At 34.0% G+C, this 20,654-nt stretch carries 17 protein-coding genes and 2 pseudogenes; 9 read left to right on the forward strand and 10 right to left on the reverse strand.

Annotation, left to right across the window (positions count from 1 at the left end):
• Window positions 1–289 precede the first annotated feature (289 nt).
• Together F6K06_RS21710 and F6K06_RS21715 are read right to left on the reverse strand one after the other, a co-directional pair.
• Entirely contained in the window at window positions 290–781 is a 492-nt protein-coding gene (locus tag F6K06_RS21710) for a peptidoglycan-binding protein (protein ID WP_124154248.1), read from the reverse strand.
• A 280-nt stretch (window positions 782–1,061) separates the two neighbouring features.
• Window positions 1,062–1,463 (reverse strand): hypothetical protein, encoded by a 402-nt coding sequence (locus F6K06_RS21715; protein WP_192901266.1) that lies wholly within the window; start codon window positions 1,461–1,463, stop codon window positions 1,062–1,064.
• A gap of 383 nt (window positions 1,464–1,846) precedes the next feature.
• On the opposite strand from F6K06_RS21715, the gene F6K06_RS21720 reads away from it, so the two are divergent.
• The 3 genes from F6K06_RS21720 to F6K06_RS21730 all read left to right on the forward strand — a co-directional run bounded on the left by F6K06_RS21720 (window position 1,847) and on the right by F6K06_RS21730 (window position 6,546).
• Window positions 1,847–3,571 (forward strand): ABC transporter ATP-binding protein, encoded by a 1,725-nt coding sequence (locus F6K06_RS21720; RefSeq protein ID WP_287243314.1) that lies wholly within the window; start codon window positions 1,847–1,849, stop codon window positions 3,569–3,571.
• Between the two features lie 1,475 nt (window positions 3,572–5,046).
• The gene (locus F6K06_RS21725; RefSeq protein WP_124144201.1) at window positions 5,047–5,439 is read left to right on the forward strand and encodes an STAS/SEC14 domain-containing protein; all 393 of its coding nucleotides are present in this window, start codon (window positions 5,047–5,049) and stop codon (window positions 5,437–5,439) included.
• A 957-nt stretch (window positions 5,440–6,396) separates the two neighbouring features.
• On the forward strand, window positions 6,397–6,546 hold the full coding sequence (locus tag F6K06_RS21730; RefSeq protein WP_287243302.1) for a hypothetical protein: 150 nt from the start codon (window positions 6,397–6,399) through the stop codon (window positions 6,544–6,546).
• A 403-nt stretch (window positions 6,547–6,949) separates the two neighbouring features.
• Here the strand turns inward: F6K06_RS21730 and F6K06_RS21735 are convergent, their stop codons facing one another.
• Both F6K06_RS21735 and F6K06_RS21740 read right to left on the reverse strand, forming a co-directional pair.
• Entirely contained in the window at window positions 6,950–7,858 is a 909-nt protein-coding gene (locus F6K06_RS21735; RefSeq protein ID WP_287243304.1) for an AEC family transporter, read from the reverse strand.
• 35 nt (window positions 7,859–7,893) lie between these two features.
• Window positions 7,894–9,204 (reverse strand): dipeptidase, encoded by a 1,311-nt coding sequence (locus F6K06_RS21740; RefSeq protein WP_287243306.1) that lies wholly within the window; start codon window positions 9,202–9,204, stop codon window positions 7,894–7,896.
• An 841-nt stretch (window positions 9,205–10,045) separates the two neighbouring features.
• Here F6K06_RS21740 and F6K06_RS21745 point away from each other — a divergent pair.
• Window positions 10,046–11,101 carry an AI-2E family transporter gene (locus tag F6K06_RS21745; RefSeq protein ID WP_124144196.1) on the forward strand — a complete coding sequence of 352 codons (1,056 nt, stop codon included), beginning with the start codon at window positions 10,046–10,048 and terminating at the stop codon, window positions 11,099–11,101.
• Window positions 11,102–11,346: 245 nt separating this feature from the next.
• Here the strand turns inward: F6K06_RS21745 and F6K06_RS21750 are convergent, their stop codons facing one another.
• The 3 genes from F6K06_RS21750 to F6K06_RS21760 all read right to left on the reverse strand — a co-directional run bounded on the left by F6K06_RS21750 (window position 11,347) and on the right by F6K06_RS21760 (window position 13,393).
• Complete coding sequence (locus F6K06_RS21750) at window positions 11,347–11,601, reverse strand: hypothetical protein (RefSeq protein WP_240038867.1); 255 nt, start codon at window positions 11,599–11,601, stop codon at window positions 11,347–11,349.
• A 115-nt stretch (window positions 11,602–11,716) separates the two neighbouring features.
• Window positions 11,717–12,331, reverse strand: a complete 615-nt coding sequence (locus tag F6K06_RS21755) for a GUN4 domain-containing protein (protein WP_124144195.1) — start codon at window positions 12,329–12,331, stop codon at window positions 11,717–11,719.
• Window positions 12,332–12,460: 129 nt separating this feature from the next.
• Window positions 12,461–13,393 (reverse strand): SGNH/GDSL hydrolase family protein, encoded by a 933-nt coding sequence (locus F6K06_RS21760; RefSeq protein ID WP_124144194.1) that lies wholly within the window; start codon window positions 13,391–13,393, stop codon window positions 12,461–12,463.
• Window positions 13,394–14,555: 1,162 nt separating this feature from the next.
• Between F6K06_RS21760 and btpA the strand changes: the two genes are divergently transcribed.
• On the forward strand, window positions 14,556–15,425 hold the full coding sequence (gene btpA / locus F6K06_RS21765) for a photosystem I biogenesis protein BtpA (protein WP_124144229.1): 870 nt from the start codon (window positions 14,556–14,558) through the stop codon (window positions 15,423–15,425).
• A gap of 488 nt (window positions 15,426–15,913) precedes the next feature.
• Window positions 15,914–16,054: a hypothetical protein gene (locus F6K06_RS21770; RefSeq protein WP_375339365.1), complete on the forward strand. Its 141-nt coding sequence runs from the start codon at window positions 15,914–15,916 to the stop codon at window positions 16,052–16,054.
• Window positions 16,055–16,239: 185 nt separating this feature from the next.
• On the opposite strand, the gene F6K06_RS21775 is transcribed toward F6K06_RS21770, so the two are convergent.
• Entirely contained in the window at window positions 16,240–16,431 is a 192-nt protein-coding gene (locus F6K06_RS21775) for a hypothetical protein (protein WP_124154250.1), read from the reverse strand.
• A gap of 50 nt (window positions 16,432–16,481) precedes the next feature.
• Here F6K06_RS21775 and F6K06_RS21780 point away from each other — a divergent pair.
• A pseudogene (locus tag F6K06_RS21780) lies at window positions 16,482–17,081 on the forward strand (diguanylate cyclase domain-containing protein).
• A gap of 933 nt (window positions 17,082–18,014) precedes the next feature.
• Here F6K06_RS21780 and psbU read toward each other — a convergent pair.
• Both psbU and F6K06_RS21790 read right to left on the reverse strand, forming a co-directional pair.
• On the reverse strand, window positions 18,015–18,443 hold the full coding sequence (gene psbU / locus F6K06_RS21785; RefSeq protein ID WP_124144193.1) for a photosystem II complex extrinsic protein PsbU: 429 nt from the start codon (window positions 18,441–18,443) through the stop codon (window positions 18,015–18,017).
• Between the two features lie 522 nt (window positions 18,444–18,965).
• Window positions 18,966–19,100 carry a hypothetical protein gene (locus F6K06_RS21790; protein WP_275670319.1) on the reverse strand — a complete coding sequence of 45 codons (135 nt, stop codon included), beginning with the start codon at window positions 19,098–19,100 and terminating at the stop codon, window positions 18,966–18,968.
• Between the two features lie 410 nt (window positions 19,101–19,510).
• Here F6K06_RS21790 and F6K06_RS21795 point away from each other — a divergent pair.
• Together F6K06_RS21795 and F6K06_RS21800 are read left to right on the forward strand one after the other, a co-directional pair.
• A pseudogene (locus F6K06_RS21795) lies at window positions 19,511–20,439 on the forward strand (IS630 family transposase).
• Between the two features lie 9 nt (window positions 20,440–20,448).
• On the forward strand, window positions 20,449–20,571 hold the full coding sequence (locus F6K06_RS21800) for a hypothetical protein (RefSeq protein ID WP_282433602.1): 123 nt from the start codon (window positions 20,449–20,451) through the stop codon (window positions 20,569–20,571).
• Window positions 20,572–20,654 lie beyond the last annotated feature (83 nt).

Below are 20,654 nucleotides of genomic sequence, written 5' to 3' on the forward strand. Positions count from 1 at the left end.
ATGAACAGGAGCAATTGGTTTGGAGTATTGCTCCTGGAATTAACTATTAATCTTGAAATGCTTTGAGGTTAAAAGCTCTGATGTTTTATTATTTGAGTAACCGTTCTACTAAACTTACCCAAACTTACCCAAAAGCATATGAGCAGCTGTGGAGTTAGCTCCCTGTTTCCATGAGAACCACTGACCGCAGTCTGTAACCTTATTCTTTCCATAGACTTAAAATTGGCGATAACTCCACCTACTCATTTTTTACCCTCATCACCATTAGCAATGAAGCTAAATTTTATTTTTAATAGAAACCTAAAGCTGCTCTAGTGTGACGTCCAACAATTCCATCTGGCCTTAAGCCATGATCGCGTTGGAATGCTTTAACTGCATATTTAGTCTTAGGCCCAAAATAGCCAGTTGCACGATGATGATGAAAATAGCCCATCATTCCTAATTGGTGTTGCAACTTGGATACTTGATGTCCACGACTACCATGGCTCAAATAATATCCACGATGACGGCGATGTCCCTTATAAGAAGCATGACGATACTTGGGACGATAATAACCTTTGCCATAATGGCGAGCGTGACCATAACCACTGCAAGGGTTCTTATAGTGACATGCAGCAGCAGAATTAGCAGTCGCGCTAATAGCACCTAGAATAGTAGCAGCTGATAGAAGACTCATCATACCTAATGTAGAGAACTTTTTCCAGTTCACTCCTTCAAAGGTAGGCTCAACTATAGAACTTTCTTCGGCAGTAGCTAGATGGGAATATGCTAGTGTTTCCATAACTCCTCTGATGAGTAATGTTTTACAACTTTTTTTTATAAGTGCCTTACCAACTTGCCTTATAGCGTTTTGGGTTTCTTTTGCAGTGCGACACTCAAAAAAAGGAAATTTAATTTTGGTAGAGCCTTAATTTAGGCTGTTAACAACCAAGGAAATCTGATGATTTCCCTGGTTGCATTACTAAGCTACCATGTTAGGTAGATTATTTATGCAGAATATTCAAAAAAATTTAAAAGTCCACAATTTTCAGATAATTGTGGACTCTTAGGCGATTAAAAACTTAGTAGCAATCACCACCATAGCCACCACCGTAACTACTACCGTAGCCACCATAACCACCATAACGACCATAGCGACCGTAGCCACCATAGCTACCATAGGAACGGCTGTAGGAACGACTAACAACTTTCTTATAATAATGGCCAGAGCTACGACCATAGCTACCATAACGACCAGAACTACCGTAGGCACCATAGCCACCATAACGACCATAGCTACCACCACCGTAATAAGCGGAGGCAGAATCAGCAGTTACATTCATTCCTACAGCTAAAGTAGCAGCAGATAATAAACCCATTGCTCCAACACTAGATAGCTTTTTGAAATCTACACAAGCAGTAAACTCTTTGTTAGTAGAGTCTTCTTCGTTGAAAGCTAAATGGGAAAATGCTAATATTTCCATGAATTCCTCTGTTTAGTTAAATTAAATGAAATCCCGCATAACAGTTACATCTTGATAAGCCTCTGAAGCTAGGCCATACATAGGACGTAAGAGTTATTTTTGGGGTTTGCTAGATACACGAACCTGGGTATGCCAAAACCCTTGCAAGAAGCTTTACGTTGGCATATCTAGAATATCACAAAAAATACATTATTCAAGTCAAATTATCAAAAAACTTAGCTTGCCTCTACACATAACAGAATAAATGGACTTATATGCTAGACCAAATTTTGCCTCAGACTTGACTTAAAATGGTTCTATCATGACTAAACAACTAAAAGCAAGTTTTTTTATAATTAATATAGAAATCTCATATTTTGAAAAACAGTATTAAGTTTGATTTCTTGAAACCTAGATCCAATTATTGGAAGCTCTTACCCTATATCTATGAACATTGGCCTACCATTGTAAAAGCATTAGGTTGTACATTGGCTTTTACAATTTTCTGGCCGATTTTAGCATGGCTATTGGGTGAAATGGCAGGTCATATTGGTAGGGGAGATGTAGGGGCGATCGCTCAACTAGCAGGTCTTGCAGCTATTATTTTCCTGATCAAAGGAACTGTACAGTATGGTCAAGATACTTTCATGGCAAAAGCTGCTTTTACTATTGCCTTAGACTTGCGGAAAGAAGTTTATTCTCACTTACAAAGACTCAATATTAGTTACTTTGAAAAATCAAAAACAGGAGACCTTTCTTATCGACTTACAGAGGATATTGACCGTACTGGAGAGGTTGTCAATAAATTTTTTCACCAATTTGTTCCTTGTATTTTACAGTTGATAGTTGTGCTGGGTTACATGATTTATCTCAACTGGCAATTAACTGTTGTAACTCTAGTAGTTGCACCGTTAATGGCATTATTAATAGGTTGGTTCGGAGAATTATTACTTTCTTTTTCCCACCAAAGTCAAAATCGGACTTCTAATTTATCAGCTTTAATAACGGAGGTATTTAATGGTATTAGAATAGTACAAGCATTTGCTGCTGAGGAATATCAAATTGCTATATTTTCTGTGGAAGCTGAACAAAATCGACAAGCAAAATATATGGCAGAAAAAGTTAAAGCACTCCAGTTTGTAGTAGTGGGTTTTTTAGAAGCAATGAGTGTGGCTTTTTTGTTTTTTTTGGGGGCGTGGCAAATATCTGAAGGAAACTTGTCTGGAGAAGGTTTTATTAGTTATTTAACAGGTGTGGCTTTGTTAATCGATCCGATTTCTTTAACAACAAGTAATTATAGTGAGTTTAAACAAGGAGAAGCATCTTGTGACCGGATTTTTGAACTTTTAAATATTCAACCTCAAGTTACAGAAAAGTTAGATGCTATTGTTCTTCCTCCAGTAGTGGGAAAGGTAGAATATAAAAATGTATGTTTTGATTATCAGTCAGAAAAAAAGGTTTTAAAGAATCTAAATTTGTTGGTAAATTCAGGAGAAATAATTGCTTTGGTAGGAGCTTCTGGAGCAGGTAAAACTACACTGGCAAATTTGTTACCTAGATTTTATGATGTTCAGTCAGGGGAAATATTAATTGATGATATAAATATCAAGGATGTTACTCTTACAAGTCTGAGAAGACAAATTGGAATTGTACCTCAAGAAGTAATTTTATTTTCAGGAACTATCTCGCAAAATATTGCTTTTGGTCAGCTAAATTATAATATTGATGCAGTAAAAAAGGCAGCTAAAGTTGCTAATGCTCATCAGTTTATTACTAAGCTTTCAAAAGGTTATCAAACTTGGGTAGGAGAAAGGGGTATTAATTTATCTGGAGGGCAAAGACAAAGAATAGCGATCGCTCGTGCAATACTAGAAAATCCGAAGATATTAATATTAGATGAAGCGACTTCTTCTCTTGACTCTGAATCTGAATTTTTAGTACAAGAAGCGTTAGAAAGATTGATGCAAGGAAGAACGGTATTTATTATTGCTCATAGACTAGCTACTGTACGTCGTGCTAATCGAATTTTAGTTATGGAAAATGGTGAAATATTAGAATCAGGAACTCACTCAGAATTGTTAGAAAAAGGTATGCTTTATGCTCGTTTTTATCAGCAACAGTTTAGTTAATATCTTGTAATTATTTAGTCGTCAGTTAGTCTCCTGAATCGTAACTTTGTTATCAGTCAAAGTACATCTAGAAACCTTAGATATTTTGGTAGTCCTGTAAATGTAGCGATCTAGTGCAAAAAGGCAGAAGGCAGGAGGCAGAAGGCAGAAGGGAAGAAAGGTTATTGTACAAGCTTTTGAACCTTTTTTAACTGGTTAGTTATTTCCGCCATCCTGCACTAGGGTAGAGGTGGCGAATAGTGAACAGGGAATAGGGAATAGAAAGTACCTAAATTATTCTTTTCAAAAAGATAGTCTTTCCTTGAATACTTGACTTTTTTGAGGATATTACTATTTATACACCACTACCTATATTCTCAGTAAATGTTTTTTCTTATTCACAAAAAAAGTTGTATATTTGCTTAAACTTTCCGTTGCCTAACTAACCTAACTCAAACCATTTTTTTTTACCGAAAAATTCAGGTATAAAGCTTCTCCATTCATGGAGAAAAAAACGGTCGTTAGCGCAGCTTCCCGAAGGGTGGGATGGTGTTAGCGTTAGCGTTTGCGCAGCATGACCATAGGAAAGCTCCTCTGTAAGAAGTAGCGGCTCTGTCAAGAGCGGATCTCCTCGCCATATCCATCAGACCAAGAGAAGAAAAAAAATCCTTTGATCCAATCCTCTTATATCATGTCCGGTTGAACAGTTATAAATAAATAACGACGGAGGAGTCAGGAGTCAACCCACCCCTAACCCCTCCCAGGAGGGGAAGGACCGAGTCAGGAGGGAAGAAAGAAGAAGGAAGAAGAAGGAAGAAGAAGAACTTGAGTTGAAGGAGAAAATTTTTTATCACTAATTAGCCGGACATGATATTATTTATAAGAAGAAATAATTCTAAATTCTAAATTATTAATTCTAAATTCTTGAACACTTCCATCAGTTTACAGAGAGAATAAAAAGCAAGCATTTTTACAAACAGTTTTGATTGACAAATAAAAACTTTTCCTAACAAAGATTCGCCTTTCCAAAAATTCTATACTTCAGCAAGGGGATAAAAAAATACTCCCTTATTTTAATAAATGTAAACCAATAAACTTCTTTGGTGGCAGTTTTAATCTACTTGCGTTAAATTTAGGTTATAGGGTAGGAGTAAGTATTAGGTCGATGCCTTTTACTTTCAAGTTTAAAGTTAAAAAGCGTTTCGATCCGGAATGCTCCGCAAACAGATACCTAATTGCGTAAATTTTTAGGATGATAGCTGATAGCTGATAGCTAGTTAAAGCTAATAATACTTAATACTTAGCAATATACTAAGTAATCTGAGTATGTCAATTTATGCAGGAACAATATATGGGTTTATACCCTTCAATTAATAGGGAAAAATCAAGGAAATAGAGAAATCATAATTACTGTACCAAGGGATAAAAAATCTGGGGAAGCTCTACCAAAAAATATCAGATTAAAATTAGAAGTATCTCAGAAGGAGAAAAATACTATGATGGAAATTATACATCTAGCAAATCAGAACATCATTGGTCTTAGTATTGATGGCAAAATTGAAATAAGTGACATTGAAAAAATAAAAAATTTAGTGGGGGAAAGATTAAAATCTCAACCTAAATTACGAGTTTATGTTGAAGTTAAAAGTTTTCAAGGAATATCTGTGGAAGCTTTATGGGAAGATTTAAAATTTGGTCTAGGACATCTGAAATATTTTGATAAAAAAGCAGTTGTATGTGACGCAGCTTGGGTAAATAAATTGACTATTGCTAGTAATAAAATTTTTAGCAATATGACTCATATAGAGGCAAAATGTTTTTCCTGGTCAGAAAAAGACCAGGCTTTAGAATGGATAATAACTGACACTCCACGGACTCAAGTCGCGTAGATTCTGTTTAGTTCCGTGACATGAAAAACGTCAACGTTGGGAACCAAAAATTGTTAAGACAGGGGATATATTCACCTGTCTTAATTTTTGATCAGTTTACTGAAAAATTATGCCAAATTTTGTCAAAGTTAGGAAGAGAGTGATTGTCAAACAAAAAATTAGACTAAAATCTGAGTCAGGTATTTAGTAATTTAAATCCTTCTTGAGAGACAGAATATTAAGGGTTAAAATTTTCTTTAACTTATAGCGCTTTTCACTTTAATGAAATACATAACTTCTGCTTTTTAATTCCTACCTTCTACCTTTAAGCAAGAGTTTCTTTGGTCTACCTAAATGAAAACTTCTAGAATTCATAATTCTATTTACTCACAGCTAATATAAAAATTAAGGAAACTCTAATAGAGCAACTATATAATTTTAATTAATCTAATTTTAAAAGGACTTAGGCAAAATGAAGATTTTTACACTAGAAATTTCTAGAAACTAAGTTTTTGCCTAGTAAATTTGAACATTTGAGATTAATTTTCGGAGAGGTCTAGTAGATATAGTACAATCTTGGCAATACTAACGATATATTTTAGTTGAAGAAGCTCAAAAAGAAGTTATAGCTTCTAAATCTTTATTCCTATCAAAAGAGCAAATTGAAGGGAGTGAGCTACATAAACTCATTGAAAATCTTGATGAGCGAATAACATTTTTTGATTTAGAGCTTGGTCAGCATATTGAGGCAGCTCAAATAATTGGAAACTTTGCACAATTTTTTGATGAATTATTAATGGGATTGTTTCTAGTAAATGGATTGGTAAAAAACGTCAAATAAATGAACCAAGAAAAACAAAAAATTCAAAATAAGGAAAAGATTATCGAATTATTTAACAGTATCCAAAAAGATTTATAATTAGCTATAAATAAATAATTTCAACAGGTTAAATATCAATTTTTTGTTCGGACAAAAAATTGATATTTAACGAAAAACGGAAAAAACAAGAAGAACAGCTTAATAATTGGAATAATAAGCTCAATGAGCTGAATGAAATTGAAGAAAATTCAACTCAAATTATTAAGGGCATAGAAAAAATAATGGAAATCGACTTAAACGTAACTTAATAGATAATTACTTGATAATATCTGCTAGGAATGTTCAATTAAATTAGAGAAATATACATCAAGATGGTTGTAAGTATTCAGCAGTCAGCTATTAGCTATCAGCTATTGATGATAGGAGAAGATAAAAGTAATTGATAAATTTGGATAGAGTTAAAACTTACTGTCAAATTACGCAACTTTTAAGCTTATAAGGAATTATTAATTATTTGCTGTTTGCGTAGCATCCCGCAGGGAAGTGCTCACTGCTAAGAGCTGAATGCTTACAGATTGTTCTACTTCACTCAGGGTCATTTCATTCTAGATTTTAGCAATTAATTTATGTCAGCATTCAGCACTAATTTCTGATATAAAAGCAATAAATTAATAGCTGATAGCTGATAGCTGACAGCTGAATGCTTACACATCAAGATGTTGCACCAATAGCCCATAATACTATAGGCAAAGTTAAAAAAGATAAGAGCGTTGATACTACTACAATCTTAGAAGTTCTTGTCGCATCCCCACCAAATTCATTAACTATTAAAAAAGAAGTTAAAGCACTTGGCATCGAACTTTGTAAGACTAATACTTGTAAATCAAGCATTTCTAAATTCAGAATTTTACCAACTAAATAAGCAACAAATGCTCCTCCTAACAAACGGATTAAACTAGCACCTAAGTCATAAGTACCTGGTTGAAAACGATTCTTAGATATTTGTATTCCCATCAATAATAAAGCAACTGGAATTGTAGCTTCTCTCAAAAGATGTAAACCATCATCAAGTTTTAGAGGTAATTCAATATTAAATGAGTTAAGAATTACACCTAAAATCATTCCCCAAATTATGGGTAATTTAAAAGTAAAAATAATACCAGACCGAAACCCTCCCCCTTTGAGGATAGCAGGCATTGTACTCATCACAATTATATTCCATGATATTAAATAAATTACTGCTCTTTCTAACCCCGCTTCTCCTAATGCAAATAAAGTTACAGGTAACCCCATATTTCCAGAATTAGGTAAAGCTGTAGTCGCCAATAAACTTTTTTGTAGAGACTCCGAAAAACCTAATCTTCTTCCTATTCCCCAAGATATTAAACAGAGTAAAAGATAGGTTAATCCAAAGGCTATAAATATTCCTGTTGCTGACTCAATACTAAGAGTAGTCCGATACATTATATCGGTTAATAATGCCGGAAATAAAACATACAAAGCCAGTTTGGAAAGTGTCGGTTCATCAATGGAAAAATTTTTGCCAAATATAAAACCAATTAAAACTATACACCCTACTGGAAAAACAGCAGATACAACCGAAAAGAAAAGCTCAATCATAGTTGGAAAAATTCTGAGTCAATCATTTTACAAAGTTATTTTCCTGATATTTCTTGGTTCTGAATTTCTCTCGCTACTTTTTGCGCTTCACTAAAAACTCGCATTAAATTTCCACCCCAAATTTTTTGAATATCCTCTTCAGTATATCCCCGTGCTACTAATTCTTTTGTAATATTTGGCATTTCTGAAACATCATTCATTCCTCTAACTCCACCACCGCCATCTAAATCTGAACCAATGCCAACATGATTAATACCCATAACTTTTACCATATAATCTATATGGTCTACTACATCAGTAACAGTGGGTTGATTTTTGGGATATTTATCATTAATTAGATCATATTTTTCTCTAAATTTTTCTATTTCTACTTGACTCAGTTTTCCTTGCCAATAAGCAGTTATTTCTTTGGCAATTGTTTTCATTGCTTTTTCTCTTTCTGCTGTCTGGGGTAGTTTTTTTATATAGGTATCAAAAATACAAACTTGTACAACCCCACCATTCTCTTTAACAGCTTTTAGCATTTCATCACTCATATTGCGAGGATGATTTTCTAGTTGTCTAGCACTAGAATGAGATGCGATGACTGGTGCTTTTGTTAACTTAATTACATCCCAAAATGTATCATCATGGACGTGAGAAATATCGACCATGATACCCAAACTATTCATTTCTTTGACAACTTTTTCTCCCAGGTCACTTAACCCATTCCATTCTTGTTTTTTATCGGTAGAAGAATCCGCTAGTTCATTGTTTTTGGAATGAGTTATTGTTATATATCTAATACCTTGGTCGTAGAAAAATTTCACATTACTAATATCTTTACCAATTGGATAGCCATTTTCAATACCCATAAATATTGCTATTTTCCCCATTTTATCCAGGCGTTCAGCATCCTCTGGATTTAAGGCAATTTCAACTTTATCTGAATTTTCTTCTGCCATCTTTTTTGTTATTTCAATCATTTTAATGGCTTTTGCTTTTGCCTGTTCATGCCCTTGGCGATCGCGTTCCTTTTGAGGAGTAAATATTGACATAAAGACAGCATCTAATCCACCTTCTTGCATCCTAACAATATCCCATTGACCACTTCCTAGTTTTCCTGGTAGATGTCTAATATTAGGTTGAAAATCAGGATCTAAAAATTGACGATAAGGCCAATCAATATGACTGTCAATTGTTAAAACTTTTTCGTGTATTTCTTCAGGAGTTAATGCTTTTTGTTGCTGCTCTTGAGTTACTTCAGGAGATGGTGGTAATTTTTTATTCGAGATAGTACATCCATTTACTGTGAAAGAAAGTAAAATTATTGACAATGATAAGACTTGATTTTTTGATAAATTCATCTAGATTACACCTCAAAATTAGTATGACAAAAGGGTGGGATTCAATAATTAATAATTAATAATTACCTCTTCTTTTAAGGAGAGGATTAACCAAAATTATTTTTTTCTTTTTCCTCCTTAAAAGGAAAGGCTTTAGACCTTATAGAATGGTATGGCAAGACTTTTGAGAATTGATGTCAGGGTGGGAAGTTAAGAAAATTATCAAAATATTTACTATTTAGAGATAAGTTTGAAAGTATCGATCAACTATTCTGAATCTAACCACTCTATTCTTACACAGGGCTGTTAATTATAAATATTCTGTTAATATAGCCATAAGATTTTAGGTAAGCATTCAGCTATTAGCCATCAGCTATGAGCGCTAATACCCTGTGTTTAAGGACGAGGTTTAGATAAATATAGACTTTGGAGCTGACTTTTGTAACAATATTTTTCGTTTCTCAATTAAATATTGCTTTTATCGCTCACTAAAAGCAATATTTAATTGAGAAAGAATAAAAAGTTACCGAAATATTGTAGTTTAAAGCCTCCCCTTGATCGGGGATAATAAATAAAAATTTTCCTGTTCGTCAATCCTCTTCTTTTCAAGGAGAGGTAATTCTAAATTCGCGCATTCTTAATTCTTAATTCTTGAATGCCAAAGTCTCAGGAGCAAATCTGAGAAGTAATTATTTATTACTAATTGCTGATAGCTGACTGCTGATAGCTGAATGCTTACAGTTGAGAGACTTATTTGGAAGACAAAAGGGGAAAGCAAACAACGGAGAAAATTTAATGGTTTATTCCTCAACTTGAAATTGTTACAGTAGTCGTAACTCCAACAACTCCAAAACAAAAAAATATGAATTTTGGTCAATGGTTAGGCTTTTTTAGTTTACTTATTTCCTTATATATCCTTTGGGAAATTAGACAACTTGTACTATTAGTATTTGCTGCAATAGTTTTAGCAACTGCCTTGAATAGATTAGTACAGAAATTTTATAGATGGGGAATTAAAAGAAACTTAGCTGTAATTGCTACTTTAAGTTTAGCCACATTAATTATGCTTCTATTTTTGTTGCTAGTTGTACCGCCTTTTATTACCCAGTTTGAAAAATTAGTTGCCTTGATACCTGATGTATTTACAGAAGTTCGCTCTCAACTTGTACAGTTATATCGACAAAGACCCGATTTATTTCCAGCACCACCCACTGCTACTGATATGCTAGTACAAACACAAACATTCGGTACTCAGTTATTTAGCAACTTTTTTAAGATTTTTTCTAATACTTTTATAGTATTCTTGCAGGTACTTTTCGTATTTGTATTAACAATAATGTTTTTAGTTAATACTCAAGCTTATCGAAGAGTAGGATTACTTTTATTTCCTTCTTTTTATCGGCGACGTGCAGATGAAATTCTATCAAAGTGCGAGGTAGCTTTAGGCAATTGGTTTGGTGGAATAGTAATTAACTCTCTTTTTGTGGCGACCTGCAGTGGTATTGGTTTATTAATATTACAAATTGATTTAGTTCTGACTCATGCTTTACTGGCAGGTTTACTCAATTTTATTCCTAATATTGGTCCGACTATGAGTGTAGTTTTTCCCATAATGATTGCTCTTTTAGATGCTCCTTGGAAAATAGCTGCGGTAGGAATTTTATATATTATTATTCAGAATCTTGAAAGTTACTGGTTAAGTCCAACTGTTATGGCAAAACAAGTCTCTCTTTTACCTGCTGTTACTCTAGCATCTCAAATTTTCTTCACTACATTTTTTGGAATTTTAGGTCTAATTTTAGCTTTACCTTTAACAGTAGTAGCTAAAACTTGGATAGAGGAAACATTATTTAAAGATATTTTAGACCCTTGGCAAAATTCTTTATCCACTGAGACAATTTCCAAAGTTGAGAATTAATATTTTTCTACTACATTTATTGCTCTTAAATAATTCAAGATATTGACTTTTTTAATCTTGCTCATCCTCAGCATTTAGCTATTAGCAGTTAGCTCTGATATTTTTAATGAATCAAGCAAGCATTCGCTTAAGCTCTACTACATTTTTAACCAGAGAATTGAAGCACAAGAACGACGAGTTTTAGTTGTTCACTAAAGGTAATAAAGCTGATAGCTGTTTGCGCAGCATTCCGGAGGAAATGCTTACTATTCATCTTCTGGTTTCAGAGATCTTACAGTTTCTTGAATTGACCCTATAACAAATCCCATAATTGCACCTATTGTTGCATAAGCACGAGGTGCTTTTGCACTGCTATAACCTTTATCTATTCTTGTAAAATTACAACATTGATAACGACTTTTACTCATCTCTGCAGCAGCTAATCCAATTACTGAGCCAATTACAGCCATCATCAAGCCAGAAAATATTACTAGCTTTAAATTAATTGTTTTTTCTTCCATTACTAACTAACCCCCATAATTGAAATTAAAATAAAATTAATTTGTATATATAATTTTTTTCTAGCATAATTTTGACTATTTTTCAACTATTAACAGTAAAAAAATTCATAAAAATTCAATTAATTTTACAGGAATTAAGGCGAGCTAAAAAGTATACTGCTAGTTTAGCCCCATAAGGAGAATCCCACCAAGCAACAGGAAAACAACCTTTAGGTGCTTCTAGACTAAAATTAAGGTTTTCATAAGGTATCCATTTATTGTTTAACTGCAATCCCAGTCGTTCACAAGTCTTATTCAAAAGTTTCATATCTATATTAGAAATATCATAAGTTCCTCCCATACTTTCATAAATTTTCTTTTGTATACTAAAGCCAAAATGACCTTTACTATAATTCGTCCAGAGCTGATCTATTAAATTTATTACGCTACATGGAAATTTGATAACATCATCAGGAGTCAGTTTTTCTTTGTCAGTTTGACCAGATATTTCTAACATGACTTTTGCAGTTTCTTGGTCTGCTTCTTTCCATTTTCCTGCGGATAGTAAATCTCTCAATTTGCCATAGCGGTAAATATCAGAAATTAACATTAGTGCTTGGTCTAATTTTTCTTCTAGTCGAGCCACTCTTTCTGATAATTCTAACTCTCTTGAATTTTGTTGTGATGAGAAAGATTCATCAGAGGAAATAGTAGATTTATTTATCTCTTTATATTCTATTTCGTTAGACATAATTACTCCAAAAATTTTGCTCTAAACTATTTTTTTAGTATGTAGTAGTTCCTGGTTAGGGAAAAGTGGTAATAGTTTCTGACTTTATGATTTACAGTGTTGAGTTTCTGACAAATTCTGTACAGATTTTTATAGTTGATTCTGCTCTAGAATTGATTTACTAATTACTTCACTAATAACTAGATTACCTTCAGGACTTAAATGAATATGGTCTCGATATAAACTATCTGGTTCTGAGACAGATTTAAAGATAGGTCGTAAATCTAGATATAAAATATTCTCTGCCTGAGTAAATTTTTCTAAACGTTTACGAGTTTTAATTTCATAATCACGGGGTCCAGGTTCACCTACTTCCCGTAGTAAAGGAGTCATTGCTAGAATGAATTTAGCATTGTTTAAATTAGCCAATTCATAAATTTTTTTAATTGCTACTAAATTAAAACCAACCCGGTCGCCTTCTTCTTTAATTTCAGGAACTTTTGGAGCCTTAAAAAAATAACGATTTATCAATTCTGCAATAGCTGAAGGAGGTTTTTTATCTGGATAATTCCGGTCTACTCCTACCACTGATGAACTAGGTGCTTTGGCAAATAAATCATCGGTATTAATTAGTAATATTACTATTTGAGAATTAAACAAACCGAACTTTTCTAAATAAGCCAATTCATTTCTCGGACCCCAAGAATTAGCTGAAGCATTAAGAACTTCAACAATTTTATCTTTACCTAATTTTTCACTTAAAGAATTCTCTATAATTGCGGAAACTGTGTTATTTTGGTCAGTCCACCAATTACCATTAGCTACAGAATCTCCTACGAGAAATATTCTCAATGTATTATTTTCTTTTGACTCTTCTATTGGTTTTGACCGCATAGAATACTGATTGATTTTGATGCGATTTCCAAAGCGACTAACATTTTGATTTGGTGTTAAGAGATAACCAATTTGATTATCTGCAATATAAGTTAGAGGATTACCAAAACCCACTATAACTCGGAGTCCTATTTCCAAGATCCCCAATAACCCAAGTATAAGTGCTGAAATTATAAGTAGAATTTTCACTAATCTAAATTAAATTAATTAATCAATTTGATTTTCAATGATTTAGTCTGTAGTCTTGAGGCTAATAAATATTTTTTTTAAAGAGCTAATTTATCAAGTGAGTTTAAACCTATTTCTAGTAAGGTTTGTAGAAAATTATGCCTCCAAAGGCATATTATAGTGCAAAATCCTTACACTGTAAAGCATTTATCATCTTAATATTTACCAGATAAATCAGAGCTGATAAATTACATACATTATTATTTACTAATTATAAATATTTTAACTCAATAAATAATGAATAAAATCAAGTAAAAATTGCTTAAATTTCTGCTAATAAAATCTCCTATAAGTTCCAAAATCCACAAAAATTACAACTAAAATTAAATTTATTATGGATATAGCAATCACCGAATCAGATGTGAGAATTTAGATATTCCTTAAAAGGATACAATATAGCATTTATCTTATTCTTATGTATTCATTTTTTTCTTCTTCTCTGCTCCCATAACCGGTGTTTCCTGTTCCCTAAAAGTATTCAATATCTCACCACTTAAATCATATTGCTATATCTATCTTTCCCATATTGAATAAATTATAGCTCACAATGCCTCATCAAAATAACCCTCAAATCTAAGCATTTAATTTATTAAAACTCTCATAGCTAAATCACAGATTATAGCGGGAGTCATCTTAGCAATTTTTGACTGTTGATAGTATTTAATCAGATTTCAAGTATAAACATCATCAATACTAAAAAATCATACATAAAAATCAAATTTTTATGGTACTTATGCAAAAAAACTATATTGCCAGATTATTCATAATGTTAACAACTGAAAAATTCGTAAGTTCTCTTTAAGTTAGTAAGTGGACATAAATAAACGCTAAAACAAAGAATCTGAAAATGAAGCGAGAAGGCACATTTTTATCTTATTTTCACCCTAACCCCCAGCCCCTAAAACCTATCCTCTAAGTTCTGTAAAATTAGCCTACCAAACCACCCTACAAATACTCATACATACCTTCCAGAGATACCATTGCAGATAAAGCTTTAAAATGATGATGACCAAAAATTGACAATATAGTAGCAGAGTCTAGATAATAGATATATTCTAGGCCATAATTTCTCATGTAAATTCTGTTATGTTATTGCCAAATAACCGTGGTTTCAGGTAAACCCGTGGACTTAAAGCAAATATTTAAAACCAGACATCCAATCATTGGGGTAGTACATTTACAGCCTCTGCCAACCTCACCCCGTTGGGGAGGCGACCTCCAAGCTATTATTAGTAGAGCAGAAAGAGAAGCCACAGCCCTTGCATCAGGTGGTGTAGATGGCATTATCGTAGAAAACTTTTTTGATGCTCCTTTTGTCAAAGACCAAGTTGACCCGGCCGTAGTTAGTGCCATGACATTATTAGTACAAAAGATTATGAACTTGGTTTCCCTACCAATTGGAATCAACGTTTTGCGTAATGATGGCCAAAGTGCGATGGCGATCGCTTCCTGTGTGCAGGCCCAATTTATTCGTGTTAATGTCCTAACTGGAGTTATGTCTACGGATCAAGGGTTAATTGAAGGAAAAGCACATCAACTTTTACGCTATCGTCGAGAATTGGGTAGTGATGTCAAAATCTTTGCAGATGTTCTAGTCAAACACGCCCAACCATTGGGTGAACCCAATTTAACTACAGTTGTCCAAGAAACAATTGAACGTGGTCTAGCTGATGGAATAATTCTCTCCGGTTGGACTACTGGAAGTCCCCCTACCTTGGAAGATTTAAAATTAGCTAGTGCAGCAGCATCAGATACACCTATATTTATCGGCAGTGGCGCTAACTGGAACAATATTTCTACCTTGATGCCAGCTGTAGATGGTGTTATTGTATCTAGCTCGCTGAAGCGACATGGCCAAATAGACCAACCGATAGATCCTATTCGCGTGAGTCAGTTTGTGGAAGCTACTCAGCGAAGTTTATCGAATCAGAGACAAGATAATGAAAATTGGCAAAAAGAAACTAAAAATTGGCCTTCTCCTCTAAAAAATTAGGAATCAAAAATATAAATGTAAATTATGGTTCACCGAAACTCTAACCTATGGATTAAAGCAGTGGTCAAGTGAAGTTATGGTGGCGATCGCCACCATAAGTGTACTAAAGAGTCTATGACACTATAATTAAATTATCAGTCATCTCTTACAAATTATCAGTTAAAAGTTAATATTTTTAACTTTGTGCCTTTGTGTGGGTGACAAGAGAAGGAGCGAAAACATTAGCCACATCATATACTTGATGATTTATTAAATATGTACCACAATAGTTGGCCTTAATGATCATGATTCAGAAGTCTTAATTAGTCTCTATACTGAAATATTTGGTGTGCTCAACCTATGGAGTTTTTTGACCTATATTTATATTGATATTTAATGATGATAAAGATTTACCTTTTGCCGTGAATCTAGACACTAATAAAATGTTCCGACTTAATGTAGTTAAGATGTGATTTCTACAGTCAGTTATTAATGCAATTCCTGACCCTATATTTGTCAAGGATAAATATCATCGTCGCATTGTTTTGAATGAAGCTTATGGTAAATTTCTCGGTTATTCTGTAGACGATATACTCATCAAAACAGATTACGAATTATTTGCTCAAAATGAAGCTAATATATTTTGGTAACAAGATGAGTTAGTATTTCAAACTAATCAACAGCAAGAAAATGAAGAATATTGTACAGATTACCGTGGAATTACTCACATAGTTGCTACGAAAAGAACTCTTCATCAAGATGCCACAGGAAATCTATTTTTAGTAGGAGTAATTAGGGCTTGCTGATTAAATCTAAAAGCATTGACATATAAAGACTAAAGAATTTTTGGAGTCGAATTGCAGTGCAAATTTTTCACCTCTTTATGCTCATGCATGGAGCGTATTTTAGGCGCATAGTTGGGCAGAAAAATCATTCTTACAAAACGCCCGCTCCTACCTCCTATAAATTCCAATTTCTCCTGTCTCCTGTCTCCTGTCTCCTGTCTCCTGTCTCCTACCCCTACCACTCATACTTTTTCAGCAAACCCTAATTAGAGATATTACCGAATGAAAAAAAATGGAGGAAAACCTGAAGGAAACAGCAACAAGACTAAAGATTGATAATGATAAACTAAAGCTTTTAGGAGATTCTTTACATCATCAAGCTAATCACGATCCCCTCAGAGGATTACCTAATCGTAAGCAATTTTATGAGGGTTTAAGTCAAGCTATTGAGTGGGCAAATGTGAATGAACAAATGGTTGGTCTACTATTTCTAGACCTCAACGGATTTAAAGCTGTTAATGATACCCTGGGTCATCATATAGGAGACTTATTATTAAAATTAGTAGCACAAAGATTGCCAGGGTGCTGAAGAGGAAGTGATACAGTTTCCCGACTTGGAGGTGATGAGTTTACTGTGATTTTACCAGGTATTCCAGGACAAATAGGAGCTTCCAGAGTGGCTGACAAAATTCGCAACACAATTAATCAAACTTTTAAATTAGAAGACCATATTGTACCAGTGGGAACCAGTATTGGTATTAATTACTATAGCTCTAATCAGACTTACACAGATGTTGATACCTATTTTTTAAAATCATCTATTCTTGCAAAATATACACCAGACAATAATGGTACATCTGGAGACAGTAAAAAAGGTGGAGGGGCGTTCTAAGAGCTGATTTGTAAACTTAGCTAAAATCTTTATGTAATCTAACTTTCAGGGATTTCGGCATCTTGGGCTATAACTCCCAAAACCCTTGTCTTCCAAGGAATTCAGCCTCTTAATATTTACTTGATAAATCAGCTCTAATATTACCTCTTTTTCATTTAAATACTAAATAGCTATCTATAGGGTTAATCTACTATGTTTATTTCTGGTCGTGATTAAAACTTTAGGGTTAATTAAGTTTAATAATTCATGTCGTAATTTTTTCAATTTATCTCTAAAACGCATCGATAATATCAGTTAGTCTGAAAACAATAAATTTAAGAACTAATCGCTGAGGTTAATAAGTATATCAGGCATTTTATCAAAACTAATATTAGTTTACCGAAAAATTAATAATTTCAGCTTTGAAGTCTATCCTTTTAAATTTTAAGGAGAAAAGTCATTGATATTTCTTTTTAAGAAGAGATAACTGTTAATTGTTAATTATTAATTGTTGAATGTGAAAACTAAACTCTAGAAACTTGAAGCAATTGACATACTCCTGATGTTACCCATAGCTCAACTCCTTGGGGATCTTCAATTCGCATTTGGAATCGCTGTTTGTATAGCAGATGATCAGCGAACCCTGTGTTTTTATTATAAGCATGATTATCTATCCTATCTACTTCAGTAATGATTTTGCTGTATAATTGTAGGACATTATGTATCACCTTCAACTTAATAAGAAGCTTAAATTAGATATAAATTCACCTAATTTAAACTTCTTTGATTTCCCAACACCGACACAAGTAGAATAAATACGGTTTTAACCCGTAGAGTTTCTAATACTTAACTTCAACAATCAATTGGTAATTCCCAAGATTTTATTAAGTACTCAAGTATTAAATAGCAGCATTGAAAATTGACTAATATCTGAAAGTTTAATTTATGCCAATCTTAGTCGTATGAACCAGTATTCAATCTATAGTCACCTTCAATATATACATCAGCAGGTGGAGTCACTGTAAAATTTTCAAGGTTAGCTTGTAAAAGCTTTTTCTGTCTTTCAGTTAGATCGGGAATTTCTAGTACATCCTCTACTTTTTTGTAAGGAGCATTATCTACTATCTTCGCAGCTATAGTTGGGAACATTCCCCGGTATTTCCGAAAGCTTCGTAAAGGACTATTGTTAAGATCGAGCTTCTCTCCAATCTCTCCTAATTTTCTGTCTGCCTTGTTAACTCTTCCAGATTCTACTGCTAGAATTGACGTTGAAGGCCATACAGTTAAACTTAAGTTACCTGCATAAGCTTGATGGTATGGCATTAATCCTACACAACCTAGACATAACCCTAATATTGCTAGCAGTAAGCCTATTTGTTTCATTATTCTATTTCTCCTCATCTTTATTGATATACACAGTTTTTTAAGTACCTAACGGTAAAAATTAAACTGTAGAAATTTAAACAGTTTACTTAATTGTTAGTGGGTTAATCAAGTAACGACTGCATGATACAGTTTACTATTCTCCAGACTCAGAAAGTCTATGAAAATAATTTTTCTACTTGTCGGTTTCCACTGCTTAAACGTCTCGCAAATTATCTCTTCCTTCCTCTAATCCTATAGAAACTTTGGGAGATATGTTTTTGTCCAACAAGACAAATTTAGTCATAGACTATTAAGCCATATTCACTATACCTTATCAGGTTCTACAGCTTAAACTAACCTTTTTTTTGACACTCCCGCCGTTAAATCAAAGATTATAACGGGGTATTCTTGTTTTGCTGACGCAACGCTACGCATTTAATGTCGCGGAGCGAAACACAGATTCTCGGAGTAGGTAACAAATCAAACAAGTTGAGTGGTACTCCCGCTACTACCATCTCCACAAACTTTCTTGCTCCGTCTTTACGCATCAGAAACCGTTGACTCGCAAGCGGTGCGCTTTTCTTTGACAGTGCGCCCTACAGTTATTAACCCTCTATTTTCAATTACTTTTGCAGCAGCTAAATCACCATTGTTATAGAAGGTTGAGTGTACCATACAGCTACTTTTGCTTTTTCTCTCAGTTATCTTATCATGCTGTATTGAAGTTAATTCCAAGCCTTTTGATGTTAACGATCAGCTAATATGTCCCATCGTCAGAAGTCTCATGGGATATTAAACTATAGCAATGTGCGCTGGCATATTTACAAATCACAGGAGGTGTCCAATAGCTAAAAGTCTTATATTATCAGCTTTTTATTCCCCCTTCCGGAGCTGTTGCTTTCCGGAGCTGTTGCCTGCGCACAGCGCTATACAAAGTTTTTTCTTGAGTTTATACACTTGGCACATCTACAATCTAAGCTTTTGCTTGACAGATCGTAACTAAGTAAGTTGGTATAAATAAACCAAACTATGTAAAGATAAGTAAATATGAATAATATATCTATAATGAGTGAGGAAATTTACACATGGGGGCTCGTTTAAGGGTATTTCTCACTCCTGAGCAAGACCAAAGTCTGCTGAAGTTGAGAACAGCGGATGTACCACAGAAAGTCAAAGACCGGGCAGAAGTGATTAGATTAAATGCACATGGGTGGTATGTAGAAAAAATAGCAGCTCATTTTCATTGGGCTAAACAAACAGTCACAGAGGTTTGACACAAATGGCAAAAATTAGGCGTAAAAGGGCTTTGGGACTCCCAAGGTCGGGGTTGAAAACGGAGGTGGACTGAAGGTGATATGGAATTTTTGGAACAATGCCTCACCCAGGAGCCACGCACATACAACAGTCATCAGTTAGCAGAGAAATTAGAAAGCGATCGCGCAATTAAATTGAGTCCTGATAGATTAAGTCGGATACTCAAAAAAAGGGGGTCATTTGGAAGCGGGCCAGAAAAAGTCATAAATACAAACAAGATCCAAGAGTCAAACAAATAAAGCAAGCGGACTTAGATATGCTGCAATTGGCTGCGGCCACAGGAGAAATAGACCTCAAGTACTTAGACGAGTCTGGGTTTTGTATGTGGAGTGAACCAAGTTATACCTACTACTTTAAAGGGGAACAAAAACGCCTAGAGCAAACAAAACGTCGTGGTCGTAGACTAAGCATTATTGGCTTTCTTCAACCTTTAATCAGTTTTGTTTACGGTTTAGTCATAGGGGGTGTTGACCGCAACTCTGACATCAAAATCATGGAACATGAAGCTGAAGAAACTTCAAAAACTGGGCGTATTAGGATAATTATTCAGGATAACGGACCAATACATCGATGTCGAGAGGTACAGGAATTATGGTCAAAATGGGAAAGCCTGGGCTTGTATATATTCTTTTTACCTAAGTATTGCTCAGAAATAAACCCAATTGAGCTGGAATGGAAGCATCTCAAAAAAGATGAATGATCAGCTCAAATGTTTGATGACGAGTTAGATCTTGCTTATGCAGTAATTGACGGTATTCAAGCTAGGGCAGAAAAAGAAAAGGGAAACTACAATACAGAACGTTTTAAATTTTACTCAAATCAAACTGCTTAAAATTTCTTTACATACTTTGGTTTTTTTTTCACCGACTTACTTATACGGATTGAAAAACCATGTAGTTACGATCTGTAAAAAGT

The organism is Okeania sp. SIO1H4, from assembly GCF_010672695.1.
Classification (GTDB): Bacteria; Cyanobacteriota; Cyanobacteriia; order Cyanobacteriales; family Microcoleaceae; genus Okeania; species Okeania hirsuta.